Here is a 22,818-nt window from a genome sequence, read left to right on the forward strand (position 1 = left end):
GCTGCTGGGCGGCCTGATGGCACACCAGAAGGCTTGGCGACATCAATTCGCACCATAACGGCAAGCCTCACCAGGAACTGCTTCAGTTGCTTGCTTCGGCAAAACGAATTTTGCAGGTCCGACCAAGTAACCCGTTTGCTGCGCGGCGAGTTCGACCATGCGGTCCGCTGTTTCCGCATAGCCCAGCTCGACCGAGTTGCGCTGGCTGGTGAAGATCACCGCGTAATAGGGTGGCTCGAACTCGAAATTCTTCATCGTCACAGCCCTCTGGCCAGATCCATTGCTTCTTCGATCCGCTCGACCGCATGCACGGTCAGCCCCTCGATTGCCTTTTTCGGCGCGTTCGCCTTGGGCACCACGGCGACGCTAAAACCGAGCTTGGCGGCTTCCTTCAGCCGCTCCTGACCGCGCGGCGCCGGCCGCACCTCACCGGCCAGACCGATTTCGCCGAAGGCAATGAAACCCTTGGGCAGCGGGCGGCCGCGCAGCGAACTCTGAATCGCCAGCAGCACCGCCAAGTCGGCCGCAGGCTCGCTGATGCGCACGCCGCCGACCGCGTTGATGAACACATCCTGATCGTTGGTGGCCACGCCGGCATGGCGGTGCAAGACCGCTAACAACATCGCCAAGCGGTCCTTGTCGAGGCCGACCGAGAGCCGCCTCGGGCTGGGGCCACCGCTGTCGACCAGCGCTTGCAGCTCCACCAAGAGCGGCCGCGTGCCTTCCAGCGTCACCAGCACGCAAGAACCCGGCACCGGCTCGCCGTGCGTGCTCAGAAAAATAGCGCTCGGGTTGGCAACGCCTTTCAAGCCCTTTTCGGTCATCGCGAACACGCCGATCTCGTTGACAGCGCCGAAGCGGTTCTTGATCGCCCGCACCAGCCGAAAGCTCGAATGCGTGTCGCCCTCGAAGTACAGCACCGTGTCGACGATGTGCTCCAGCACGCGCGGCCCGGCAATCGCCCCTTCCTTGGTGACATGGCCCACCAAGACGATCGCGCAGCCGCTGGACTTGGCCGTGCGGGTCAGCTGCGCCGCGCATTCGCGCACCTGGGCGACCGAGCCGGGTGCGGAAGTCAGATGTTCGGAATAGAGCGTCTGGATCGAATCGATCACGCAAAAAGCGGGCTGTTCGGCCTCCAGCGTGGCGAGGATTTTCTCCAGGCTGATTTCGGCCAGCACCCGCACCTTGCTGCCGGCCAGCCCGAGGCGGCGAGAGCGCATCGCGATCTGCGCGCCCGATTCCTCGCCGGTCACGTACAGCACCGGCAGCTTGTGGGACAAATCTTCAATCGCCTGCAACAGCAAGGTGGACTTGCCGATGCCGGGGTCGCCGCCGATCAAGACCACGCCGCCGGCGACGATGCCGCCGCCCAGAACGCGGTCCAGCTCTTCCTGGCCAGTGGGGGTGCGCTCGAAGTCAGCCGCTTCGATCTCGCTCAGCGTGGCAACGGGCTGGCTTTTGGCCAGGGCTTGATAGCGGCTGTTTTTCACGCTGGCGCCCGGTGTTTCGGCAATCCCTTCGACCAAGGTGTTCCAGGCGCCACAAGATGGGCATTTACCCAACCATTTGGGGCTCACTCCGCCACAATCGCTGCAGGTGTAGATTGATTTTTCTTTGGCCATGGGGCGGATTGTCCCTGCAAGTCGGGCTTCAGCTATGCAGCAAAACTGCCGATGGTCTTAGTTCCGTCAACAGGGACCACAAAGAATGACTACAGAGATCACGGATCTGCCGGCCGCTGCAGCCGAGGCGCCGGCAGAGGCGGCCGGCGCTGCGCAAGCCGAACTGAGCGCAGAAGAGCAAGCCGCCGCCGAGGCGGAGGCCGCCCGTCTGCAAGCCCAGCGGGATGCTGAGCGTGAGGTGGAACGCGAAGCAGAAGAGAAGGCCGCAGCCGAACGCGAGGCGCGCTACAAGCGCCTGATGCAAAAGATTTCCAAACAAGCCGACTTCGCTTCGATGAAGGATTCGGTGCGCTTGATGCAGAAGATTTCGCGCTCCGAGAACGCCCATGCGCGCGCGCTCAGCGGCGCGATTTCGGAAGATATCGCGATGACGTCCAAGCTTTTGCGACTGGTCAACGCGGCTTTTTACAGCTCGGCCGGTGGCGGCACGATCACCAGCTTGCAACGTGCGGTCGCGCTGATGGGCTTTCAGACCGTGGGCATGATGGCCAACTCATTGATGTTGTTCGACCGCCTGCCCAAGGGGTCTGACGGCAACCGGCTGCGCGAAGAGTTTGGCCGCGCCCAGTTGGCCGCGCTGCTGGCGCAGCAGTTTTGCAACCGCAACAAGCAGCTTGAGGTGGCTTATCTGGCGGCCTTGTTCCAGAACCTCGGCGGCATGTTGGGGGGCCTGCATTTCCCCGAGGAGTTGTACGGCTTTGAGGAAAAGCTGGCGACGCGCGGTCTGGCCACCGGCAAGCATGAATGGATGGATGCGCGCGACAAACTGGCGCGCGAGCACTGGGGCGTGGACATTGAGGACATCGCGATCGATGTGGCCGAACAATGGGGTTGGCCAGAAACCGTGCGCCACGGCATGCGCCGCCTGCAGCCCAGCAGCAGCGAGCGCGCCGCCAGCGCCGAGGAATACCAGCGCGTGCTTTGCACCTCGGCCAATGTCTTGGCGGCCCAGTTGCTGGGCCTGCCCGGTGGCGGCTCGGCGGAAGAAAAAGCCGAGGCCCGGCGCGTCTGCGTCGAGCGCTTTGCGGCCGAGATGGCCGTGCCCTTGAGCCTCAACCCGGAGCCGCTGGTCGAGGAAGTGGCCGGCGTTCAAGAGCTTTGGAATGACTTGGCGCAGGTGCTGGGCTTCGGCCCGGTGGCGGCACCTCCGGCGGCCAAGCCTGCCAAGGCTGCCGATCCAGCCGCCGATCCCGCCGCCAAACCCGGCGCGGCCAAGGTGGCAACGGCAGCGGCCGCCGCGCCGGTCGCCGCTGCGCCCAAACCGGCTGCTGCCGCGCCGCGCCCTGCGGCACCGGTGGCGCCTGTCAATCCGGCGGTGGCCGAGTCGCTGTCCGACGCGCTCGAAAAACTCAGCGGCCTGGTCTTGGCCGGAGCGCCTGCCGGGCAGCTCTTGCAGCTGTGCATGCGGCAGATGCATGAAGCGCTGGGCTTGCGCCGCGTGGTGGTCTGCTTGCGCGACGGCAGCGGGCAGATGTTGAAGGGCGGCATGGGCGTGGGCGAGCGCGCCACGGCCCTTGCGCCGGTGTTCCAGATCCCGCTGCAGCCGCCGAGCGAGTTGTTCGGCCTGCTGTGCAGCAAGGGCGCCGACACCTTGATCTCGGACACCGCCGACCCGGTGATTGCGCAGCGCTTGCCGGCTTGGTTCCGCAACCAGGTGCAGGCCGGCACCTTTGTGCTGCTGCCCATGGTGGCGGGCGGCCAAGTGCTGGGCGCCTTCTATGGCGACAAGGCCGATCCCGGTACCTTGCAAATCAGCGAGCGCGAGTTGACCTTGTTGAAGACGCTGCGCAATCAGGTCGTGATGGCCTTGCGCTTTGGTGGCGGCAACAGCTAGCGCCGAAATTCACCGGCATCATGCAGCTGCTGAAACTGGTTGCCGAGCAAATTCGGATCGGTGCGCGCCTGCCCTTCAATGTGCGCGACGCCGAGGGCGGCCTGCTCTTGGCCTGCGGCCAGATCGTCATCAGTGCGGCGCAGCTGGCGGCCTTGCTCGCGCGGGGCATGTATGCCGATGTGGCGGAGTTGCGCGCGCTGCAGGCCGGCGGCCAAGTGCCCGCCGAGCCGCCGCCGCTGGCCACGCGTTGGGCGCAGGCGGTGTGGGCGGTCGATGCGATGTTGAAGACTTTGCCCGACGGCCTGCAGTTCATGGCAAGTTGCGATGAGACGACCAGCGAGGTGATCGCCCTGGCGGTGCAAGACGGCGATATGGCGCTGTACCAAACCGTGCGTCAAGAAGGCTTGCAACTGCGCCTCTACGGTCTGACGCATGCCTTGTACGTGGCCACCTTGAGCTTGATGGTGGCGCGGCGGCTGGGCTGGGCTGAGTCGCGCCAGCGCAAGGTCGTGAAGGCAGCGTTGACGATGAATGCCAGCATCATCGAGCTGCAAGGCGTCTATGCGATGACGGGCGGGCGCCTGACCCAGTCTCAGCGCGAGCAGCTGCGCTTGCATCCGGACGAAGCCTGCAAACGCCTGCGGGCCGCCGGTGTCGATGATGAGGAATGGCTGCAAGCCGTGGCTCAGCATCATGAGCAAGTGAGCGGCCGGGGCTACCCCAGGGGTCTGCGCGATGTCGGTGAGATGGCCCGGCTGTTGCGCCTGGTGGATGTGTTCTTGGCCAAGATCAGTTCCAGGGTCAACCGCCCGGCGCTGGAGATCAAGCAGGCGGCGCGCGAGGTCTATGAGCAAAATCCGGGCAACCCCTTGGCTGCCTCGTTGATCAAAGAATTTGGCATGTACCCACCGGGCGAGTTGCTGCGCTTGGCCAATGGTGATCTGGCCGTGGTGATTCGGCGCGGCGCCACGCTGCAATGCCCCTTGGTGATGGCCTTGGCCGACAAGCGCGGCCAGCTCAAGGCGCAACTGATCCGCTACGACACGGCGCAGCGCGAATTTGCGGTGGTGGCGGTAGAGAGTGACAAAAGCCTGATGGCCCGCATCCCGAGCGAGCGCCTCTACGGTTTGTACGGTATGCATGGGCTGGACAGCCTGAATCCCACCCACTGATTCCAGGCCATTGCGACAGGGGCAAAACCCGTTCGTGCTACAAACCCGGCTTGTTTCGACTCAGCAGCTCAGGACTCAGCGATGGAATTTTCGACTTGGCTGGCCTTCTTCGCCGCCTCCTGGGCCATCAGCCTTTCCCCCGGTGCAGGCGCCATCGCAGCGATGAGCTCGGGGCTCAACCACGGCTTCCGGCGCGGCTACTTCACCACCTTTGGCCTGATTCTGGGCATCCTGACCCAGATTCTCTTGGTCGGTGCCGGCCTCGGCGCTTTGATCGCCACCTCCAGCATCGGTTTCGCACTGGTCAAGTATTTGGGGGTGGCCTATCTGGTCTATTTGGGCGTGCAGCAATGGCGTGCGCCGGCCACGCCCATGGTGGCGGCCCGCAGCGAAGGCGCTCAAATCACGCGCCGCCATTTGGTGCTGCGCGGCTGGGGCATCAACGCGGTCAACCCCAAGGGCACGGTGTTTTTGCTGGCGGTGGTGCCGCAGTTCTTGAATCTCAAGGGTGATTTGACCCAGCAATATCTGGTCATCGCCGCGACGCTGGCCTTCACCGATATGGTGGTGATGGCCGGCTACACGGCCTTGGCTGCAAGAGTCTTGTCGGCGCTGCGCTCCAGCCATCACATCCAGATCATGAACCGCAGCTTCGGCACGCTCTTCATCGTAGCCGGCGCCTTGCTGGCGAGCTTCAAGCGCAGCGCCTGATGAGCTTGTTTTGACTGCGCCAGCGATGAGAACGTGTTGACCGACTGTCCCTAGGTCTTGCCGCGCAAGATCGTCAGCGCCTGCGGCAGCGAATCGGCAGCAGGCAGGAAGTGGTCGATGGCGGCGCCCAGCGCCAGGCCCAAGAGCATGACCGCCAATGCGCCGCGCCAGGTGTGGCTGAAAGCCCGGCCCAGCCATCCTTCGCGTTGCTGGCGGTAAGCCAAGCCGCCCATCCAGGCCGACAGCGCCACTTCGACGCACACGAGCAGCAAGACCTCGACACCAAACAGCATCAAGACTGCTGCGCTCAACAGGCCTGCCAGCAAGGCGAAGATGGCCAACATGGCGGCCAAAGGTACGACGACGACGGCACCCTCGTCCAAGCCGCCGAGCACCTCTCCACCTAGCTTGGCCGCGCCACTAGCGAACTCTCCTGCGCTGTCAGCGGCCACATCCTTGAAATCAGCGCTGAAATCAGCACTGGCCCCTCCGCCGCCAAAGTCACCGCCGCCGCCGGATTCAAAAGCGCTGCGCGGCGCGCAGCCATCCTGTGACTGCAGAAGCATATCTGCAGCAATATCGGCACCGTCATAAGAATCCTTGTCGCGGTGAAGCAGGTAGCTTGCCCAAAGGCGCAAAAGCCCTAAATAGACCAGGTAAGTCATCGGCAGGAGCAAGGCGTAACGCCATGCCAGGGCCTCAACCCCTGCCCAACGAAGCAGCGCACCGCCTAGCAGCAGGGCGGCTAGCGTACAAACCGCAATCAAGGCGACATGGCAACGCAAGAAGCGCTCGCGGCGCAGTTTCTCGCGGGTCAATTGCATCCAGCGACGCTCGCTGCGGTAAATCGATGGGTTGACGGACATGGATCCTCCTCTGATGCACAGCTTGTGGCCATGTCGATACGTTTGGAACATGTTACAAGGCGCCTTGCTTCAATATCGGCTCCAGTGTGGGCGCAGGAATCTCAGTGAACCTCTCTACCCGCACCCTGTTCTGGGGCCCGACGCTGATCTGGGCCAGTACCTGGCATGTGATCCTGTATCAGCTGGCCAGCGGCGTGCCCGTGCTCAACTCGGTGGCCTGGCGCTTTGCGATTGCGGCGCTGTTGCTGGTCGGCTTGGCGCGCATGCGGGGCGAGTCCTTGCGCATGCCGGCCTCCGCACATGGCTTGATGTTGGCGACCGGCATCGTCCAGTACAGCGGCAATTACTTTTCGGTCTACGAGGCCGAGCGGCATATCCCGACCGGCCTGGTGGCGGTTTTGTTTTGTTTGATGGTGTTCGGTAACGCCTTGTCCGGGCGGCTCTTTTTCGGCCAATCGGTGACACGGCGGTTTTTGCTGTCGGCCAGCGGCGGGGTGGTCGGCGTGGTGATGATTTTCTGGCCCGAGATTGCGGCAACGGGCGCGCGGCCCAGCGCCGCTTTAGGCCTGGGCTTGGGGCTGTTGGCCGTCTTGGCCGCCTGCATAGGCAATGTGCTGACGCTGACGCTGACAAGGCGCGGGCTGGCGCTGGTGCCCGTGCTGGCCTGGAGCATGGGCTATGGCGCGGTCTTTCTGATTTTGATGTCGCTGCTCAGCGGCCAGGGATTGCATTTCGATTGGCATGCGCCCTATGTCCTGAGCCTGCTCTATCTGGCGGTGTTTGGCTCGGTCATCGCCTTTGTGCTGTATTTCAAGCTGGCGCAGTTGCAAGGGCCGGCGCGTGCCGCTTTGACCGGGGTGGTGATCCCGGTCATCGCACTGGTGATCTCGGCCGCGCTGGAAGGCTGGGTGCCGACGGTTTTGTCCGTCAGTGGCATGGCGCTTTGCTTAGTCAGTATTTACATGGCGACCAAGCGGCGCTGATTTAGCCCGGCTCAGTTCAGCCGCAAGGGCTCGTCACGCTCTTCCGGCACCAAGACCCACAGGATCAAATAGGCGATCAAGCCAATCCCGTGGCAGGGAATCGAAGCAATAAAGATCAGCCGCCAGATCCAGGCGGCCAGGCCGCTGATCTGCGCCAGCCCGCCGCATACGCCGCCCAACCAACGTTCATCGCGGCTGCGCTGCAGGCCATTGATCGCGTGGCCGAGGCCGCCGCCTTGGGGCTGACGGCGCGGCGCTTCATCGGGCTTGAAGCTCGGCGGACCGTCCAGCAGCCTGGCCTTGGCGCGGGCGAATTCATCGTTTGTCAGTTGGCCGGCTTGATGCAGGTCGGCGAGGCGTTCGAATTCGTTGCTGAGAGACATGGAGAGCTCCTGATGCTGCTGGCTGAAGTGCCGTGTCTGCAGTTTGCGGTCAAGTCTTGGGCCTAGCGAGCGGCATGCGACGAACTGCAAGTCGCGCCGACCGAAGCGGCGAAACCAAGGGTATTCCCTTGCTTGCTCGCCTATTCGCTGACTCGCCCGCGTCCCGCCTTGATGTCGCTGCGCTGTGCCTTGCCCTCCAGTCGGCGCATCTTGGAGCCATAGGTCGGCTTGGTCGCGCGGCGGGCTTTGGGCGTGTGAGCGACGCTCTGCACCATCGCTATCAGCCGCGCCACCGCATCGGCGCGGTTTTGCTCCTGGCTGCGCGTCTCCTGCGCCTTGATGACGATCACGCCTTCATTGGTGACGCGCTGATCGGAAAGCGCCAACAGCCGCTCCTTGATGACGGCCGGCAGCGTCGAGCGTTGGATGTCAAAACGCAGATGGACGGCGCTGGACACCTTGTTGACGTTTTGCCCGCCGGGGCCGCTGGCGCGGATGAAGCTGAAGTCGAGCTCCCAATCTGCCGGCGTCCAGTGCAGGTTCAAAGCATCACTCTAAGTGTTGAACAGTGACCGGCACGCGCTTGGCCAACGCGCACATCAGCTCATAGCCAATCGTGCCGGCCGCCTTGGCGACCTCATCGATCGGCAAGACCTGACCCTTGGGGCCTTGGCCCCACAGCGTCACCTCGCTCCCGAAGCCGGCCTGGGGCAAGGCGCTCAAGTCGACCGCCAGCATGTCCATCGAGACCCGGCCGACCGTCGTCGTGCGCTGGCCGTTCACCAGCACGGGTGAGCCACTCGGCACATGGCGGGGGTAGCCGTCGGCATAGCCGCAGGCGACCGTGCCAATGCGCATGGGCTTATCGGCGGTGAAGCTGCTGCCATAGCCGACCGTGTCGCCGGCCTGCAAATGCTGCACGCCGATGATCTTGGAGCGCAGCGTCATCGCCGGCTGCAGATCCCAATGCTCGGGGCCATGCTCGGGGTAGTCGGGCACGCCGCCGTAGCTCATGATGCCGGCGCGCACCCAGTCGCTGTGCACGCGTGCGCTGTGGCGCAAGGTGGCGGCGCTATTGCTGAGTGAGCGCTCGCCGGGCAGGTCGGCGCAGACGGACTCGAACACATCGAGCTGGTGCTGGATGCCGTCGACACCGAAGCGCAGCGCGTCGGCGTCGGAGAAATGCGTCATCAGCGAAATCTCGTCCACCTGCGGCAAGGCGTTCAGCCGAGTCCAGGCGGCGCGGAAAGCGGTAGCGCTGAAGCCCAGCCGGTTCATGCCGCTGTTGAGCTTCAAGAACACCCGGTGCGGCTCATGTGTCTTGTGCATCGCCAGCCAGTCGATCTGCTGCTCGCAATGCACGGCATGCCAGAGCTTGAGGCGCGAGCACAGCTCCAGATCGCGCGTTTCGAACGCACCTTCCAGCAGCAGGATCGGACCGCGCCAACCGAGCGCGCGCAGCTGCTGCGCCTCGTCCAGATCGAGCAGCGCGAAGCCGTCGGCGGCGCGCAGGCCCTCATAGGCATTGGCGATGCCGTGGCCATAGGCATTGGCTTTGACGACGGCCCAGACCATGGCGTCCGGTGCGCAAGCGCGCGCGCGGGCGAGGTTGTGGGCCAAGGCGGAGACGTGGATGAGGGCTTCAATTGGACGCGGCATGGCCGAATTGTGGCATCTGGGCGCGTGGGCTTTGTCTGCCGGGTCGACCCCCCTAGAACAAGGCGCATGCTATAACCCGGAGGCAGCATCACTTTCGCCGCGGGCATTTGGCCGTGGCTGCGCCTTCTTAGCAGTACCAAGCAGTACAAAATAGGTTCATGAAAAAAGGCTTTTCCACCATCATGTCAGCGCAGTTTTTCAGCTCGCTGGCTGATAACGCATTGCTGGTCGGCGCTATTGAACTGCTCAGAAATACCGGCGCGCCCGCCTGGCAGGTCCCCGCACTGGGGCCGATTTTTGCGCTCTTCTATGTGATCTTGGCGCCTTTTGTGGGCGCTTTTGCCGACGCCGTGCCCAAGGGCAAGGTGATGTTCTACGCCAATCTGATCAAGATCATCGGCTGCTTGATGATGATGTTTGGCGCTCATCCTTTGTTGTCATACGCGATCGTTGGTCTGGGCGCCGCAGCTTATTCACCGGCCAAGTACGGCATCCTGACCGAGCTGCTGCCGCCTTCGCAACTGGTCAAGGCCAATGGCTGGATCGAAGGCTTGACGATTGCTTCCATCATTCTGGGCATCTTGCTGGGCGGGCAGTTGGTCGGGCCGCATCTGGCGCCGCTCTTGCTGGGCATTGATCTGCCATTTTTCGACACCGGCATCGATACCCCGCCCGAGGCGGCAATCGCCAGCCTGGTGATCCTCTACCTGGCGGCAGCGATATTCAATCTGGCCATTCCGCGCACGCAGGCGACCCTGCAGCCGCTGGCGCACAGCCCCTTGGCCTTGATACGCGACTTCGCCTCTTGCAACTCGCGCCTGTGGGCCGACAAGCTGGGTCAGATCTCCTTGGCCACGACCACGCTGTTCTGGGGCATCTCCGGCAATATGCGCATCATCGTGTTCCCTTGGGCCGCTGCGGCGCTGGGTTACACCACCACGCAAGCGTCGACCTTGGGCGGCGTGGTGGCGTTGGGTACGGCGGCTGGGGCCGTGGCGGCTTCTATGTATATGCGCTTGGACAGAGCGACGCGGGTGATCCCGCTGGGCATCGCCTTGGGTCTGTTGGTGGTCGGCCTGAATGCGGTGACCAATATTTGGGTGGCTGTGCCCTTCCTGATTCTGCTGGGCGTGGTCGGCGGCTTTTTGGTCGTACCGATGAACGCCTTGCTGCAGCACCGTGGCCATAACCTGATGGGCGCGGGCCGCTCGATTGCGGTTCAGAACTTCAACGAGCAGGCCTGCATCTTGGGTCTGGGCGCGCTCTACACCGGCATGACGCGGATCGGGCTGTCAGCCTTTATCGCCATCTCGATCTTCGGTCTGATCGTGGCCGGCACGATGGCGCTGATCCGGATTTGGCACCAGCGCAACTGCATCAACCATCGCGAAGAAGTCGAGCGCCTGATGGTGCTGGCGCGTTGCGACGAATGCCATTCCGGCTCTTGAGCGGCCGGCAGGCATGCTTGCTCAGCTGCCCAGCAGTTTCTCCATAAAGACGCCGAAGGGATGGGCGCGGCGCTCATCAAAAGGGCCGCAGCGCTTAAAGCCACCGCCTTCGGCCAGATGATGCAGCGCATGTTGGCGCACATCAGCCTCTAGCCGTAACAGCGGTCGGCCCAGGCGAAGCGCTTCGCCTTCCAGCTTGCTGAGCAAGAGTTTTCCCATGCCTTGGCCGCGCCGGCTGGGCGTCACCATCAAGCAGGCCAGCTCGGCATATTCCTCATGCAGCAGCAGCGCTCCGCAGGCGATGACCCGCATTTGGGCGTCGCGCACCACGACCAAGCGTGTGGCTGCACGGCGCAGTGCGGCCCGGGCATTGGGGCGCGCTGCTGGCTGGGGCTGCAGCAGGCGCTCTTGCTCTTGATCGAGTGCCGTCAGCAGCGCCTGGACCTCGGGCTGCGCCATCGATTCCATCTTGACCGTGGTGCTGGGTGCGGAGGGCTTGGCCATGTCATTGGCGCGGGCCACCCAGATCTGGCCACGGCCAAAGTGCTGGCCGTGCAAGGCCTGAAGCGAGCCGATAAAGGGATTTTGCAAGGGCAGGGCGCCGAGTTGAAAAGCGGATGCAGCAAGTCTTCTCATGGAAAGCTCCTTATCCAGTGATGCAGGGGTGAATCGAGCGTGAACCGAGGGTGAACGGTTTGCGGGCGTTGGTGCCCTGGCAGCTGCAAGTCGCGTGCCAGTGTTGTCGGGCAGGCCCGACAATGCGGGCCATGCGCCGCGCCGACCGACTCTTCCAACTTGTCCATCTGATCCGAGGCCGGCGCCTGTCCACCGCCGACTTCCTGGCCACTCGGCTGGAGGTGTCGATGCGCACCGTCTACCGCGACGTGGCCGCCTTGCAGGCGCAAGGCGTGCCGATCGACGGTGAAGCGGGTGTGGGCTACCGCATGCGCGCCGGCTTTGATCTGCCGCCCTTGATGTTCACCAAGCAAGAGGCGCAGTCGCTGGTGGCCGCCTTGCGCTTGGCGCAGGGTCAGCTGGACAGCGGCCTGGCGCGGCAGGCCGAGGAGGCCATGCTGAAGATCCTGGGTGTGATGCCCTCAGCCGCCAGGGCCGCCGCCGAGAGCTTGGCCCTGTATGCGCCCTTGAGCGGGCTGGACCAGGCCATGCGTGACCGACTGGCCAGCCTGCGCGAAGCGACCGAGAGCCGCCACAAGCTGCGGCTTGACTACCTGGACCTGGCCGGCGCCGCCAGCGAGCGCGTGGTGCGCCCGCTGGCTTGTTATTTCTGGGGCCCGACCTGGACGCTGGCGGCTTGGTGCGAGAAACGAGCCGGTTTCCGTAACTTCCGGGTTGATCGCATCCAGGGTCTGGCCTTGCTCGACGAGCAGTTTCGCGACGAAGCCGGCAAGACGCTGGCCGATATGCGGCGGGCCGAGAGTCAGGCTTGATCTGGCGCAAGTTTGGCCGAGCGGGCGCGCCCACAATCGTGACATAGGGCTGAATCTGGCCTTGGGTTTGTTGAAGGAGTTGCGATGAAAGCAAATGTCGGTACGGTGGATCGGGTTCTGCGGATTGCGGGCGGCTTGGCCTTGATTGCTCTGGCTGCGACCGGCACTGTTGGTGTCTGGGGTTATATCGGCATCGTGCCGCTGTTGACGGGCGTGTTCCGTTTTTGCCCGGCCTATCCCTTATTGGGCATGAACACATGCCAGATGAAAGACCGGTGAATTCGCGCTTTGCTATGGTGGCGGCCTGATTACTGAAGGCCCCATCTCATGCGAACCCCATCTTTTGTTCTTGTCTCAATCTTGGCCTGCTGCGGCTCGGCCCATGCGGCGCCGGAACCGGCTGCCCTGCCGACCGTTGCCGCAGTAGATTTGCAGCGTTATGCCGGCGCCTGGTACGAGATCGCGCTGCTGCCCAACCGCTTCCAAAAGCAATGTGTGTCCGATACCCAGGCGCGCTACCGGCTTGATGGCGAGCGGGTCGAGGTGATCAATCGCTGCCGCACAGCCAAGGGCGAGGTCGACCGTACGGCCGGCCACGCCAAGGTCGTGGAAGGCAGCGCTAACGCCAAACTCAGGGTGACTTTCTTTTGGCCGTTTTACGGCAATTACTGGGTGCTCGATCTGGACAGCGACTACCAGCATGTCTTGATCGGCGAGCCCAGCCGCAAATACGCTTGGGTCCTGTCGCGCACACCGCAAATGGATGAGGCGGTGTTGCAAAAGCTGCTGGACCGGGCGGGCGAGCTGGGTTTCGATCGCGCGGCGTTTCAGCGCACACCGCAGACGCAGCCGCTGGACTGAAAAGTCATCTTTACCGATATCAGGAGTATTTGCATGAGCACCTTTGACCATATTGGGCTGATCAAAGACATCAACGCCAATCTCGCGCCCTTGAGAAAGTCGCAGCCCGAGGCGATGCAGGCTTTTGGCCAATTGGCCGGCGCGGCGATGAAGGACGGTGCGCTGAGTGCCAAGCACAAGGAGCTGATCGCGCTGGCCATCGGCGTCACTCAGCATTGTTCGGGTTGCATCGGCTTTCATGTCAAAGCGCTGCACAAGCTGGACTGCACCCGGGCCGAGTTGGACGAAATGCTGTCGGTTTGCGTTTATATGGGCGGCGGGCCGGCGCTGATGTACAGCGCCGAGGTCATCAAGGCCTGGGAAGACATGGCCCAAAAATAGCGGGGCTTGGCCCTACAACTGTTGCGCTCAGGAGCGTGAGGCCTTGGGTAGAAGACGGGCCAGCAGAGGTGCCAGGCGCAGGCGTGCCGAGGGTGCCTCGACCCAGCGGTAGAAAGGCACGGCCGCCATATTGCTCAGCGCCAGGGCAGCCAAGGCCGCCAGCACAGCCGACCCAGCATGTTCGGCATCGGGATGCTCAAACAAGCCGTTGACCAACAGGCAAATCGGAAAATGCACCAGGAAGAGCGCGTAGGAGTGGGTGCCGAAATGCGCCAACAGCGGCGCAGCGCGCGGGCGCTCGGCCAACAAATGCTGGCCATTTTGATGGCGCTGCTGCAGCCAGGCCAAGGCCCAGGCGCTCACCAGAGCCAAGGCGACACGCTCGCGGAAGTCGAACAACAAAGCGAGCAAGACGGCCGCGCTGATCAAATACAGTGCGAGCCGGCGATAGTTGACCAAGCCTAGAAAATGGACCAAGGCGCCGAGGCCGTAGGCACCGAAGTAGTAGGGCGCCCAGTTGTCGAGTTCGCTATTGCGGTTGAAGGCAAACAGCGAGGCCAGGCAGAGCAGCAAGATCAGGCCTGGGCCGAGCAGGCGCGCTTGCTGGCGGCTCAGGCTGGGGGCCAGGCAGCGGCTCAACCAGAGCAACGACAAGAGCAGCGCAAAGAGCTGGAAGTCCACCGCCACATACCAGGCACCAACCGTCAAGGACTCGAAGCCCAGCACCCCGTGCAACAGCGTGGCATGGGCCAGCAGCTGCGGCAGGGTGACTGAAGCGGGCACCAAGTCGGGCAGCCAAGCGCTGACCAGTGCCGAGCACAGCAGCGTCAGCAGCACGGCGGCCATAAAGGGCAAGGTCAAACGCAGATAGCGCCGCAGCAGTTGCTCGGGCAGGCTGCCTTCGAACAACTGGCCACGTGCCGACAAGGCGCGTGCGCTCAAAAAGCCGCCGACCACCAAGAAGACCTGTACCGCCATGCGCCCATAGTGATAGAGAGCCGAGATCAGTTGTGGTGCTACGGTCTGCACGGCATCGGCGATAGGCCCATAGGCCGACAGATGGTGAAGCACGATCAGCTGTGCCGCGAAGGCTTTCAGCGCATCGACATGCAGGAGGCGGGCAATATTGGGCTTGGACATACCGGTGTGCGAGCACTCCCTGCTCGTGGCCGGGGCGCTAGTTGTTGTTCTTCTATCGCGAAATGTTTAAGGAGGGGTGGCCACGCGTGATCTCGGGCCGCACAGCATGCGACCTGGGCCGGGCAGCGACGCAGCCGCTGCGCAAAACCCGCGATTGTAGGAGTTTGGCGCTGGCAGCGCCAGTCATTGGGCCAATACCGAGAGCGCGACCTAAACCAGTTGTTGGCGCAAGAATTGCAGCAAGGCGCGCGCTGTCTCCGAGCCGGCCGGCATAGGCAGTGTCAAGGCCTGTATCCATTCGCCTTCTTGCACATCGAGCCGCCAACCCGGCAAGAGATCGACCAGACCGGCTTCGGGCGGCACACAAAAGTCCGGGCTGAGCACCACCCCGTCGCCATGCTTGGCCATCACCAGCAAGGCGTCCAAGTCATTCCCCCAGGCGCCGGCCTGTAGGCTGAGCTCGATCTGTTCGCCGGACTCGTGCACCCAGATGGCGGCGCTGGGTTCCTCATGTTGGCCGACCAGCAGGCAGATCCGCTCGCTCAAGGCCTGCGGGCCGGTCAGCGGCTCGCTGCCCGCTGCGCCATAGGCGCGCACCGCATAGTGCAGCAGCGGCTGCACCACCCAATCCTCGGGCGGCCGGGCAGTAGCGCGAAAGGCAATGTCCACCCCTTCGCGCAGCAGATCAACCTTGCGATAGGTGAACATCAGCTCATAGCGCAGCGCCGGATGCAGGCTTTGAAAGCGCGCCAGCAGCGGCGCCAGCACATGGACGCCAAACACCGGCGCGGCGCTGATGCGCAGCGTGCCGCCCAGCATGTCGCGCTCGCTGCGCAGCGCCAGCCGCGCGCCCTCGGCCGCCTCCAGCACGGCGCGGGCGCGGGCATGCAGGCGCCGGCCGGCCTCGGTCAGGCTCAGGCTGCGGGTGCTGCGGGCAAACAGGGCCAGGCCCACGGCGGCCTCGATCGCGGCCACCCGCCGACTGACCGCCGCGCGGGTCAGGCCCAGCTCACGCGCGGCGCGCGCAAAACTGCCGGCCTGCGCGATGCGGGCGAACAGCTCCAGCGCATTGGCGTCCAAGGCTTGGTCGGCGGCGGTGCGGCGGCTGCGTGAAATGCTCAGTTTCATTGTCAATATTTAATCACCAATCTGTGGACGAAACTTGGTCTAGTCACGCATAAGTTGCCAATTTAGACTGAGCCCAGATTCTTACGCAGGAGTACAGGCTCATGAATACTGACCAAAACCATTCTCAATCGCCAGCGCCAACGGCTGCGCCACGCGCGCCCAGACCGCTGCAATTGCGCTGCGCCGACGGCCGCTTGCTGAATGCCTGCTGGTACGAGCCGGATGCTGCGGCCGGCCCGGTGCGTGCGGTGGCGGTCGTCAGCCCGGCGATGGCGGTGGCCAGCCCTTTTTACCGAGGCTTTGCCGAATGGTTGAGTCGCCGCGGCTATGCGGTGCTCAGCTACGACTACCGCGGCATCGGCGCCAATTTGCAAGGGCCGCTGCGCCGCGAAGGCGCCGGCCTGCGCGACTGGGCCCGGCTGGACATGGCCGCCGCGCTGCGCGCGGCCGACAAGCGTCGCCAGTTGGAGCAGCGTGAGCAGGGGCACGCGATCGGCTTGCTGGCGATCGGTCACTCCTTCGGCGGCAATGCGGTCGGGCTGGCGCCTGGCTTTGAGCAGGTCGACGCTTTACTGGGCGTGGCGGCTCAAGCGGCGGATTGGCGTTTTTGGGCGGGCTTGCAGCGCGCCAAAGCGGCGCTGTTCTTCCACGCCTTGCTGCCCGGCTTGAGCCACGCCTTTGGCCATGCGCCGGCCTGGCTGCTGGGCGCGCGGGCCGAGGGGCTCCCGAAACTGGCGGCCCTGGACTGGGCCCGCTGGGGCCGGCGCAAGGGCTATATGTTCACCGACCCGGCCTTGGCAGGCGAGCTGGGCTATCACCGCTTCACCGGCCCGGTGCATTTGTGGAACGTCAGCGACGACAGCCTGTTCGGGCCTGGCCCGGCGGTAGATCATCTGGGCAAACAGTTCAGCAGCGCGCGGGTGGCCCGCCACACGCTGGACCCCAAGGCGCTGGGTCTGCGCGCGATAGGGCATTTCGGCATGTTCAGGCGCGAGTTGGGCGAACGTATCTGGCCGCTGCTGCTGGCGCCGATCGAGCAGGCTAGTCCCTTGCTGCGCGCGCGCCTGGCTCAGCGCTGATTTGCCTTGAGGCGGAGCCCGTCAATCGCGGCCTCGCTCAAGGCCAGCACCACATTGCTGTCGGATTCGATCAACTCGATGATCGCCTCGCGTGGCCCTTGGCGCCAGCCGGGGCTGGCATAGAAGGCCGCTTGCACAGCGTCCAGCTCGGCCAGATCGGCAAAGGCGCGCATCAGGAAGTAGCCGGTTTCGTCTTGCAGCGAAGGCCCGTAGTTCAGCACGTCAATGCCCCAGGCCTGCATCAAGGGCAGGCTGTGCTGCTCGACCAATTGATGAAAGCGCTCGCGGCTGCCGGCGCGCAGCCGGTAGCTCCTGATTTCGATCACGCGCATGGCGTTGCGGCTTGGCCGGCTAGGAGGGGGCTGAAGTCCATCACCCAGTTGCATTCCCAACTCGTACCGCCATCGCTCGAGAATGCCTGCTCCCAGCGCGGCTGGCCCGTCTCGGCGCGTGCGGTCCACATGAAACGCACGCGAATCGGCTGGCCTCTGAGCGTGTCATCGGCGTAGAAGCAGCCGATCCCGTCGCGGAATTGGCCGACCACCGGCACATCGAGTTGGCCGGGCCGGCGCCCATCCAGCCACCAAATAGCCCATTGACCGGTCGCAGCGTCGAAGCTGCGCAGCGTCAGCGCGCGGTAGTCGCCGTCGGGTAAGTGGAGCAGGTTGTCATCCACATTGGCGAGGCCGCCGAGCATTTTTTGCATCACCGAGCTGCCCTCGAAGGACTCCCACTCCTGGCAGCCGAGCAGCCGCTCTTTCAGGCGCCGATGCTGGATGCGCCAGGAGCCGATGAAAAAGTCGAAGTCCGCAGCACTGCCGGTGGTGGGTGCTGCGCTGATGTCGGATGAAGTCATGTGATTGCTCTTTTGCGGGCTAGATGTAGTGCGCAAATTTTAGAAAGGCAAGGGCTAGTCAGTTCAATCATTTTTGCAAGCAAAATCGTCAAATTTGCAAACAAAGAATCGAACGAATTGCCATGAATATCACCCCGAGCTCCTGGGACGATTTGCGTCTGTTCTTGCATATCGGCCGCGCCGGTTCCCTGACGGCGGCGGCCGCCAGCTTGCGGCTCAGTCATGCGACGGTATTCCGCCGTCTGCAAGGGTTGGAGGCCGAATTGGGCGTGCGTCTGTTCGATCGTTCCAGAGCGGGCTACAGTTTGACGGCGGCGGGCACCGAGTTGATGCGGGTCGCCGCCGCGATGGAGCTCGACTTGGCCTCGACCACGCGGCGTTTGGGCGCGCGAGCCGCTTGGCCGGGCGGCATCGTGCGCTTGACCACCACCGATACGCTGATGCATGCCGCGCTGGCGCCGCTGCTGAGCGCCTATCAACGGTCCGCTGGCGTGCAACTGCTGATCAACACTTCGACGGTGCAGCAAGACATCTTGAGGGGTGAGGCCGATGTGGCAATTCGCGCCGGCGGCCGCCCGGCCGACCCGCTGGTGGCCAGGCGGCTGTGCCGCATCGAGTCGACCGTCTATCGCTCACGCAAGATCGGCGGCGTGACGCCGGATAACTTGGCCGACTTCCCCTGGATAGCTGGTGATGAAACCTTTGCGCATCTGGACTCAAGCAAATGGCTGCGCCAGCAAGGCCTGGACGCGCAGGCGCATCTGCTGACCAATAGCCATGTGAATGTGCTGAAACTGGTTGCGGCCGGTGCGGGCTTGGCCGTTCTGCCCTGCTATCTGGGCGATCTGGAACCGTCTATCTGCCGCGTTATTCAAGCGCCACCGAAGCAATGGCGCAGCGATCTTTGGCTATTGACCCGCCAGGACTTGCGCAACGTGCCCCGCATCAAGCAGTTGTTTGATGCGGTTTATGAGGGCACAAGGGCGCTGCTGCCACTTTTTGAGGGGCAGGCACCGATGGCGTGACTTGGTCTAAAGTAGGGTCAGCAAGGGGGTCTGAGCTGCGGGTACAGCGGCAGGAAAAACGCCGAGCAAAATGCCGAGCAAAACGCCGAGCAAAGGGCGGACTTCACTATGACGTCGGTTCGAACAGATGTGAGCGATGCAGAGGTGGACGGGGTCTACACCGCTGCCGGCAGCTACCGGATGAGCGAGGCGCTGCAGTTGTCGCGGGCACTGGTTGGGAGCTATCCCGATTCGCAGCGCTGCAAATTTTTGCAGTCTTGGCTGGGCTTGCGACTTGGCGAGCCGGCTGCACCCGAGCTGCTCCAGCAGGCGGAGGCGCTGGAGCAAGATCTCACGCTTGACCCTATGCAGCGAGCCGAGCTCTTGCTGCTGCTGGCGGTTCGACGCATGGCGCAGGGCTTGACGCTCACGGCGCTGAAGAATGAGGGGGAGGCGCTGGCGCTGTTTGAGCACGCAGGGCGCAAAGTTGGCGAGTGCATGGCAGCTTGGCAGATGCTGGTGCACTTGATTTCCATCGGTGACCTGGATGAGGTGGAGCGCCTGCAGCCACTGTTGGAGCGGCGCCTTCTCGGGCGCTATGACTGGGCCGACGCCGTTTTGGCTGTCAGCCGGGCCTCGGCCGCCTACGGCCGCGCCGAAGCCGGAGACAAAAACAGCCGCTCGACCTGCATTGCGATCTACCGCGACTTGTACGAGCGCAGCAAACTGCCTGCGCTGTGCGAGTTTCGCCGTATGGTGGGTACCAATCTCGCGGTCAATTGCGCTTTGGGTGGGGAGTTTGAGCTTGCGCAGCAATTGCTCAGCGAACTTGAACTGCTCGACGCCGGAGTCAACCAAGTTGCCGTGATTACGATGCATGCCTGGCGCGCCTATACCCATGCCTTGGTGGGTCTGCGCGATGGGCATCTGGACCTCGCCGCCGTCGAGCTGACGCGTGCGCTACAGCTCGAAAATAGGGGCCAACGCGGTGCCAATTTGCAGAGCAAAATTCTCGAAGCGCAGGCCGAATGTGCGTTCCGCCAGGGCCGTATCGAGGACGGTCGCACTGCGCTGCAGGAGCGCCAAAAAGTGCAAGACGATGTCTTGCGGCAACTGCGCGCCAAGCACAATGCTGGCATGGAGGCGCTGCTGCGTGAGGCGCAACTGGCCACCGAGCTGCGCGCGCGCAATGCCGACCTGCGCCTTGCATACGACGAGATGGAGCAGCGCGTGCGCGAGCGCAGTGCCGAGCTGGCCGAGGCTCAGCAGGCGCTGCACAGGCACGCGCAGCGCGGCGTTGTCAGCAAGCTCTTGATCGGCGTCGCCCATCAGCTCAACACGCCGCTGGGCACGGCCGGCCTCACGGTGAGTGCCTTGCGCGACCAGCTGCAGGGCCTCTTATCACAGCTGCAATCGCCGATGCGCAAGCAAGATCTGCTGGCCAGCGTCGAGCAGATGGACGATGCCGCTGCCTTGATCGAAACCAATCTGCTGCGCTCACGCAGCCTCTTGTCGCGCTTCAGCGAACTAGGGCTGCATGAGCAGCTGCATCAAAGCCGGCGTGTGCAGCTGGCACCCTGGTTGCGCGAGCAAGTCGAGGCGCTGCAGCAGGAATGGCAGGCGGTGGGCGTGCAGCCGGTTTTGCAGCTTGAGGAGGGCATCGAATGGTTGGGCGCAGTTGATGCTCTGGGCCATGTGCTGCAGCATTTGTTCCGCAATGCGATGCGCTTTGCTCGGGTAGATGGGCGCGCCGCGCCGGTGAGTCTGGTCTTTCAGCGCCTGCTGCCAGGGCCGGGTCTGTGCATCGAGGTGAAAGACCAGGGCCCCGGTATGAGCGAGTCGCGGCGCGCCCATGCCTTCGAGCCCTTCGCCGAGCAGTTGGTGACCGAAGGCGGCCTCGGCCTGGTGCTGGTGCGCAACTTGGTCGAGGGCTTGATGCGCGGCCAAGTCGAGCTGAGGGCCAATCAGCCGCAAGGCTTGTGCGTGCGCATCACCCTGCCGGAGTCGGGTACGGGCAGTTTGTACCAAAGCGTTGGCCAGGCGCTCAGCGGCCGAGCTTGAGCGGCGGGTGCAAATGGTTTGACTTTGAGCAGAGTTAGCGGCGAACTGGAGAGTGAGCCATGACCGAAGTGCGAGAAGGTGATGCGGCCGTGGAGGCCATCTATACGGCAGTCGGATCCCTGTGCTGGCATGAAGCCCAGCAAAGCCTTCAAGAGCAACTGCAGCGACCGCAAGATTCCCCGCGTTTTGAGCTTCTGCAGGCTTGGATGGAGCTGCGCCAAGGCCGTGCTGTCGCGCCTGAGTTGACCACTTTGGCGGAGCGCTTGGAGCTTGACGCTTCGTTTGACTCCAGGCAGCGGGCCGAGCTACTGATGTTCTTGGCCCTAGGCCGCAAGGCGATGGGTTTGACCGTGCAAGCGCTGAAGAACGAGGGCGAGGCGATGGCCTTGTTCGAGCGTGCTAGTGCGCGCGTGGGCGAGTGCATGGCTGCGCAACAGATGCTTGCACACCTGATTGCGATCGGCGATCTTGATGAGTTGGACCGTCTATTGCCCAAGCTGGAGCTGCGCCTGCTTGGGCGATTTGATTGGGTGGACATCTATCTCGGTGGCTGCCGCGCCTCGGTAGCCTATGGTCGTGCGGAGGCCGGTGATGAGGGTAGCAGGCGCCTGTGCATCGAGCTGTATCGCAGCCTGTATGAGAGGACAAAGGTTGCGCACCTGCGTGAGTTCCGCCGCATGATCGGTACCAATCTGGCCATCAATTCAGCCTTGGCCGGGGATTTTGAAGCGGCGCAGCAGCAGCTCGAGGAACTTGAACTGCAGGATGCTCTGGTCACGCGAAAGCCGAATTTTTTAATGCAAGCATGGCGGGCCTATACCCGTGGGCAACTGGGTTTGCGCGATGGGCATTTGGACTCGGCGGCGGCCGAGCTCGGGCAGGCGCTGCAGCTAGAGATGGGCAGTTCGCGTAGCGCGAATTTGCAGAGCAAGGTGCTTGAAGCGCAGGCCGAGTGTGCATTTCGCCAAGGCCGCGTGGCAGATGGGCGCCGCGCCGTTCAGCAACGCCAAGGGGTGCAAGACGAGGTATTGCGGCAGTTGCGCGCCAAACACAATGCCGGCATGGAGGCGCTGTTGCGTGAGGCCCAGCTGGCCACCGAGCTGCGCACCCGCAATGCCGAACTGCACCAAGCCTATGAGGAGATGGAGCAACGCGTACGGGAGCGCAGCAGCGAGTTGGCCGAGGCCCAGCAGGCCTTGCACCGACATGCGCAGCGCGAGGTGGTCAGCAAATTGCTGATCGGCGTCGCACATCAACTCAACACGCCGATGGGTACGGCGAACTTGACCATAAGCGCGTTGCGCGACCAAGTGCAAGAGCTGCAGATCAAGTTGCAGGCGCCCATGCGCAAACAGGATCTATCGGCGGCCTTGTCGCAAGTGAGTGAATCCGCCGCCTTGGTGGAGGCGAACCTGGTCCGCTCGCGCAGCCTGTTAGGTCGCTTCAGCGAGCTGAGTCTGCATGAGCAGCTGCATCAAAAACGGCGCATGCAGTTGGCGCCCTGGATCAGAGAACAGGTGCAGGCGTTGCAGTCGGAATGGCAGGCGGCCGGTGCACAGCCCTTGTTGCAACTGGAGGAGGGCATCGAATGGTTGGGCGCTGTCGATGCCTTGGGCCAGGTCTTGCAGCATTTACTCAAGAACGCCTTGCGCTTTGGCCGGGCGCCCGGCAGTCTGCCCGAGATCACGCTTTTGCTCGGCAGGCGAGCTGCCGAGCCCGGGCTATGCATCGAGGTGAGCGACCGGGGGCCCGGCATGAGTGAGGCTCGCCGCGCCCATGCGTTCGAGCCCTTTGCGGAGCAATTGCTGACCGAGGGCGGGCTCGGTTTGGTGCTGGTGCGCAATCTGGTCGAAGAGCTGATGCGCGGGCAGGTTGAGTTGCTGCCCAATCAGCCGCAGGGCTTGCGCGTGCGCATCACCTTGCCGGACTCGGGTGCGCCGGGATTTGAACCTAAATCCAACAGTTGACCGCTTGCTTTTGCTCGAAAGAGCCGTTGGGTGCGGATTTCAGCGATCCCGGACAGTCATTTCAGCGTGATGGTGGACAGCGTTTCAAACTGATCGCGGACAGTTTGGGCGCGCGCAAGTGCCTGGGTTGATGGTAGCTCAGGTGTCCGCGA

The 22,818-nt window shown here is 63.7% G+C and carries 24 protein-coding genes; 13 read left to right on the top strand and 11 right to left on the bottom strand.

The window, feature by feature from the left end:
• Positions 1–42: 42 nt before the first annotated feature.
• Both PRZ03_RS23240 and radA read right to left on the bottom strand, forming a co-directional pair.
• Entirely contained in the window at positions 43–255 is a 213-nt protein-coding gene (locus tag PRZ03_RS23240) for a hypothetical protein (RefSeq protein WP_273602509.1), read from the bottom strand.
• A 2-nt stretch (positions 256–257) separates the two neighbouring features.
• Positions 258–1,625 carry a DNA repair protein RadA gene (gene radA, locus PRZ03_RS23245; RefSeq protein ID WP_273602488.1) on the bottom strand — a complete coding sequence of 456 codons (1,368 nt, stop codon included), beginning with the start codon at positions 1,623–1,625 and terminating at the stop codon, positions 258–260.
• Positions 1,626–1,710: 85 nt separating this feature from the next.
• Between radA and PRZ03_RS23250 the strand changes: the two genes are divergently transcribed.
• The 3 genes from PRZ03_RS23250 (at position 1,711) to PRZ03_RS23260 (ending at position 5,402) form a co-directional block, all read left to right on the top strand.
• Positions 1,711–3,519: an HDOD domain-containing protein gene (locus tag PRZ03_RS23250; RefSeq protein WP_273602489.1), complete on the top strand. Its 1,809-nt coding sequence runs from the start codon at positions 1,711–1,713 to the stop codon at positions 3,517–3,519.
• 20 nt (positions 3,520–3,539) lie between these two features.
• Entirely contained in the window at positions 3,540–4,691 is a 1,152-nt protein-coding gene (locus PRZ03_RS23255) for an HD-GYP domain-containing protein (protein ID WP_273602490.1), read from the top strand.
• A gap of 81 nt (positions 4,692–4,772) precedes the next feature.
• Complete coding sequence (locus PRZ03_RS23260; RefSeq protein WP_273602491.1) at positions 4,773–5,402, top strand: LysE family transporter; 630 nt, start codon at positions 4,773–4,775, stop codon at positions 5,400–5,402.
• Positions 5,403–5,452: 50 nt separating this feature from the next.
• Here the strand turns inward: PRZ03_RS23260 and PRZ03_RS23265 are convergent, their stop codons facing one another.
• The gene (locus PRZ03_RS23265) at positions 5,453–6,268 is read right to left on the bottom strand and encodes a hypothetical protein (RefSeq protein WP_273602492.1); all 816 of its coding nucleotides are present in this window, start codon (positions 6,266–6,268) and stop codon (positions 5,453–5,455) included.
• 104 nt (positions 6,269–6,372) lie between these two features.
• On the opposite strand from PRZ03_RS23265, the gene PRZ03_RS23270 reads away from it, so the two are divergent.
• Positions 6,373–7,251 (top strand): DMT family transporter, encoded by an 879-nt coding sequence (locus PRZ03_RS23270; RefSeq protein WP_273602493.1) that lies wholly within the window; start codon positions 6,373–6,375, stop codon positions 7,249–7,251.
• 11 nt (positions 7,252–7,262) lie between these two features.
• On the opposite strand, the gene PRZ03_RS23275 is transcribed toward PRZ03_RS23270, so the two are convergent.
• The 3 genes from PRZ03_RS23275 to alr all read right to left on the bottom strand — a co-directional run bounded on the left by PRZ03_RS23275 (position 7,263) and on the right by alr (position 9,293).
• Positions 7,263–7,634 (bottom strand): PspC domain-containing protein, encoded by a 372-nt coding sequence (locus PRZ03_RS23275; protein WP_273602494.1) that lies wholly within the window; start codon positions 7,632–7,634, stop codon positions 7,263–7,265.
• A 140-nt stretch (positions 7,635–7,774) separates the two neighbouring features.
• Positions 7,775–8,179, bottom strand: a complete 405-nt coding sequence (gene arfB / locus PRZ03_RS23280; protein WP_263532570.1) for an alternative ribosome rescue aminoacyl-tRNA hydrolase ArfB — start codon at positions 8,177–8,179, stop codon at positions 7,775–7,777.
• A 4-nt stretch (positions 8,180–8,183) separates the two neighbouring features.
• Positions 8,184–9,293: an alanine racemase gene (gene alr / locus PRZ03_RS23285; RefSeq protein ID WP_273602495.1), complete on the bottom strand. Its 1,110-nt coding sequence runs from the start codon at positions 9,291–9,293 to the stop codon at positions 8,184–8,186.
• A gap of 158 nt (positions 9,294–9,451) precedes the next feature.
• On the opposite strand from alr, the gene lplT reads away from it, so the two are divergent.
• Positions 9,452–10,741: a lysophospholipid transporter LplT gene (gene lplT / locus PRZ03_RS23290; protein ID WP_273602496.1), complete on the top strand. Its 1,290-nt coding sequence runs from the start codon at positions 9,452–9,454 to the stop codon at positions 10,739–10,741.
• A gap of 21 nt (positions 10,742–10,762) precedes the next feature.
• On the opposite strand, the gene PRZ03_RS23295 is transcribed toward lplT, so the two are convergent.
• Complete coding sequence (locus tag PRZ03_RS23295) at positions 10,763–11,377, bottom strand: GNAT family N-acetyltransferase (RefSeq protein WP_273602497.1); 615 nt, start codon at positions 11,375–11,377, stop codon at positions 10,763–10,765.
• 131 nt (positions 11,378–11,508) lie between these two features.
• On the opposite strand from PRZ03_RS23295, the gene PRZ03_RS23300 reads away from it, so the two are divergent.
• The 4 genes from PRZ03_RS23300 to PRZ03_RS23315 all read left to right on the top strand — a co-directional run bounded on the left by PRZ03_RS23300 (position 11,509) and on the right by PRZ03_RS23315 (position 13,431).
• Complete coding sequence (locus tag PRZ03_RS23300) at positions 11,509–12,189, top strand: helix-turn-helix transcriptional regulator (protein ID WP_273602508.1); 681 nt, start codon at positions 11,509–11,511, stop codon at positions 12,187–12,189.
• Between the two features lie 84 nt (positions 12,190–12,273).
• A complete protein-coding gene (locus PRZ03_RS23305; protein WP_263532565.1) occupies positions 12,274–12,468 on the top strand; it encodes a YgaP family membrane protein in 195 nt (64 codons plus the stop codon).
• A 48-nt stretch (positions 12,469–12,516) separates the two neighbouring features.
• Positions 12,517–13,050, top strand: a complete 534-nt coding sequence (locus PRZ03_RS23310) for a lipocalin family protein (protein ID WP_273602498.1) — start codon at positions 12,517–12,519, stop codon at positions 13,048–13,050.
• Between the two features lie 33 nt (positions 13,051–13,083).
• Complete coding sequence (locus PRZ03_RS23315) at positions 13,084–13,431, top strand: carboxymuconolactone decarboxylase family protein (protein ID WP_273602499.1); 348 nt, start codon at positions 13,084–13,086, stop codon at positions 13,429–13,431.
• A 27-nt stretch (positions 13,432–13,458) separates the two neighbouring features.
• On the opposite strand, the gene PRZ03_RS23320 is transcribed toward PRZ03_RS23315, so the two are convergent.
• Together PRZ03_RS23320 and PRZ03_RS23325 are read right to left on the bottom strand one after the other, a co-directional pair.
• Positions 13,459–14,571: an acyltransferase family protein gene (locus PRZ03_RS23320; protein ID WP_273602500.1), complete on the bottom strand. Its 1,113-nt coding sequence runs from the start codon at positions 14,569–14,571 to the stop codon at positions 13,459–13,461.
• Positions 14,572–14,781: 210 nt separating this feature from the next.
• The gene (locus PRZ03_RS23325) at positions 14,782–15,699 is read right to left on the bottom strand and encodes a LysR family transcriptional regulator (protein WP_273602501.1); all 918 of its coding nucleotides are present in this window, start codon (positions 15,697–15,699) and stop codon (positions 14,782–14,784) included.
• Positions 15,700–15,800: 101 nt separating this feature from the next.
• On the opposite strand from PRZ03_RS23325, the gene PRZ03_RS23330 reads away from it, so the two are divergent.
• Positions 15,801–16,778, top strand: coding sequence for an alpha/beta hydrolase family protein (locus PRZ03_RS23330; RefSeq protein ID WP_273602502.1), 978 nt, complete (start codon positions 15,801–15,803; stop codon positions 16,776–16,778).
• On the opposite strand, the gene PRZ03_RS23335 is transcribed toward PRZ03_RS23330, so the two are convergent.
• Positions 16,769–17,110 (bottom strand): NIPSNAP family protein, encoded by a 342-nt coding sequence (locus PRZ03_RS23335; RefSeq protein WP_273602503.1) that lies wholly within the window; start codon positions 17,108–17,110, stop codon positions 16,769–16,771. The two genes, PRZ03_RS23330 and PRZ03_RS23335, sit on opposite strands and share 10 nt — an antisense overlap.
• Complete coding sequence (locus PRZ03_RS23340) at positions 17,101–17,634, bottom strand: DUF1579 domain-containing protein (RefSeq protein ID WP_273602504.1); 534 nt, start codon at positions 17,632–17,634, stop codon at positions 17,101–17,103. The genes PRZ03_RS23335 and PRZ03_RS23340 overlap by 10 nt, the downstream gene beginning before the upstream one ends.
• Before the next feature lie 122 nt (positions 17,635–17,756).
• Between PRZ03_RS23340 and PRZ03_RS23345 the strand changes: the two genes are divergently transcribed.
• The 3 genes from PRZ03_RS23345 to PRZ03_RS23355 all read left to right on the top strand — a co-directional run bounded on the left by PRZ03_RS23345 (position 17,757) and on the right by PRZ03_RS23355 (position 22,666).
• Complete coding sequence (locus PRZ03_RS23345) at positions 17,757–18,659, top strand: LysR family transcriptional regulator (protein ID WP_273602505.1); 903 nt, start codon at positions 17,757–17,759, stop codon at positions 18,657–18,659.
• A gap of 108 nt (positions 18,660–18,767) precedes the next feature.
• Positions 18,768–20,699, top strand: coding sequence for a sensor histidine kinase (locus tag PRZ03_RS23350; protein ID WP_273602506.1), 1,932 nt, complete (start codon positions 18,768–18,770; stop codon positions 20,697–20,699).
• Between the two features lie 59 nt (positions 20,700–20,758).
• A complete protein-coding gene (locus tag PRZ03_RS23355) occupies positions 20,759–22,666 on the top strand; it encodes a sensor histidine kinase (protein ID WP_273602507.1) in 1,908 nt (635 codons plus the stop codon).
• The last annotated feature ends 152 nt before the right edge of the window (positions 22,667–22,818 follow it).

This window comes from Roseateles albus (genome assembly GCF_028595345.1).
Lineage (GTDB): Bacteria > Pseudomonadota > Gammaproteobacteria > Burkholderiales > Burkholderiaceae_C > Paucibacter_A > Paucibacter_A albus.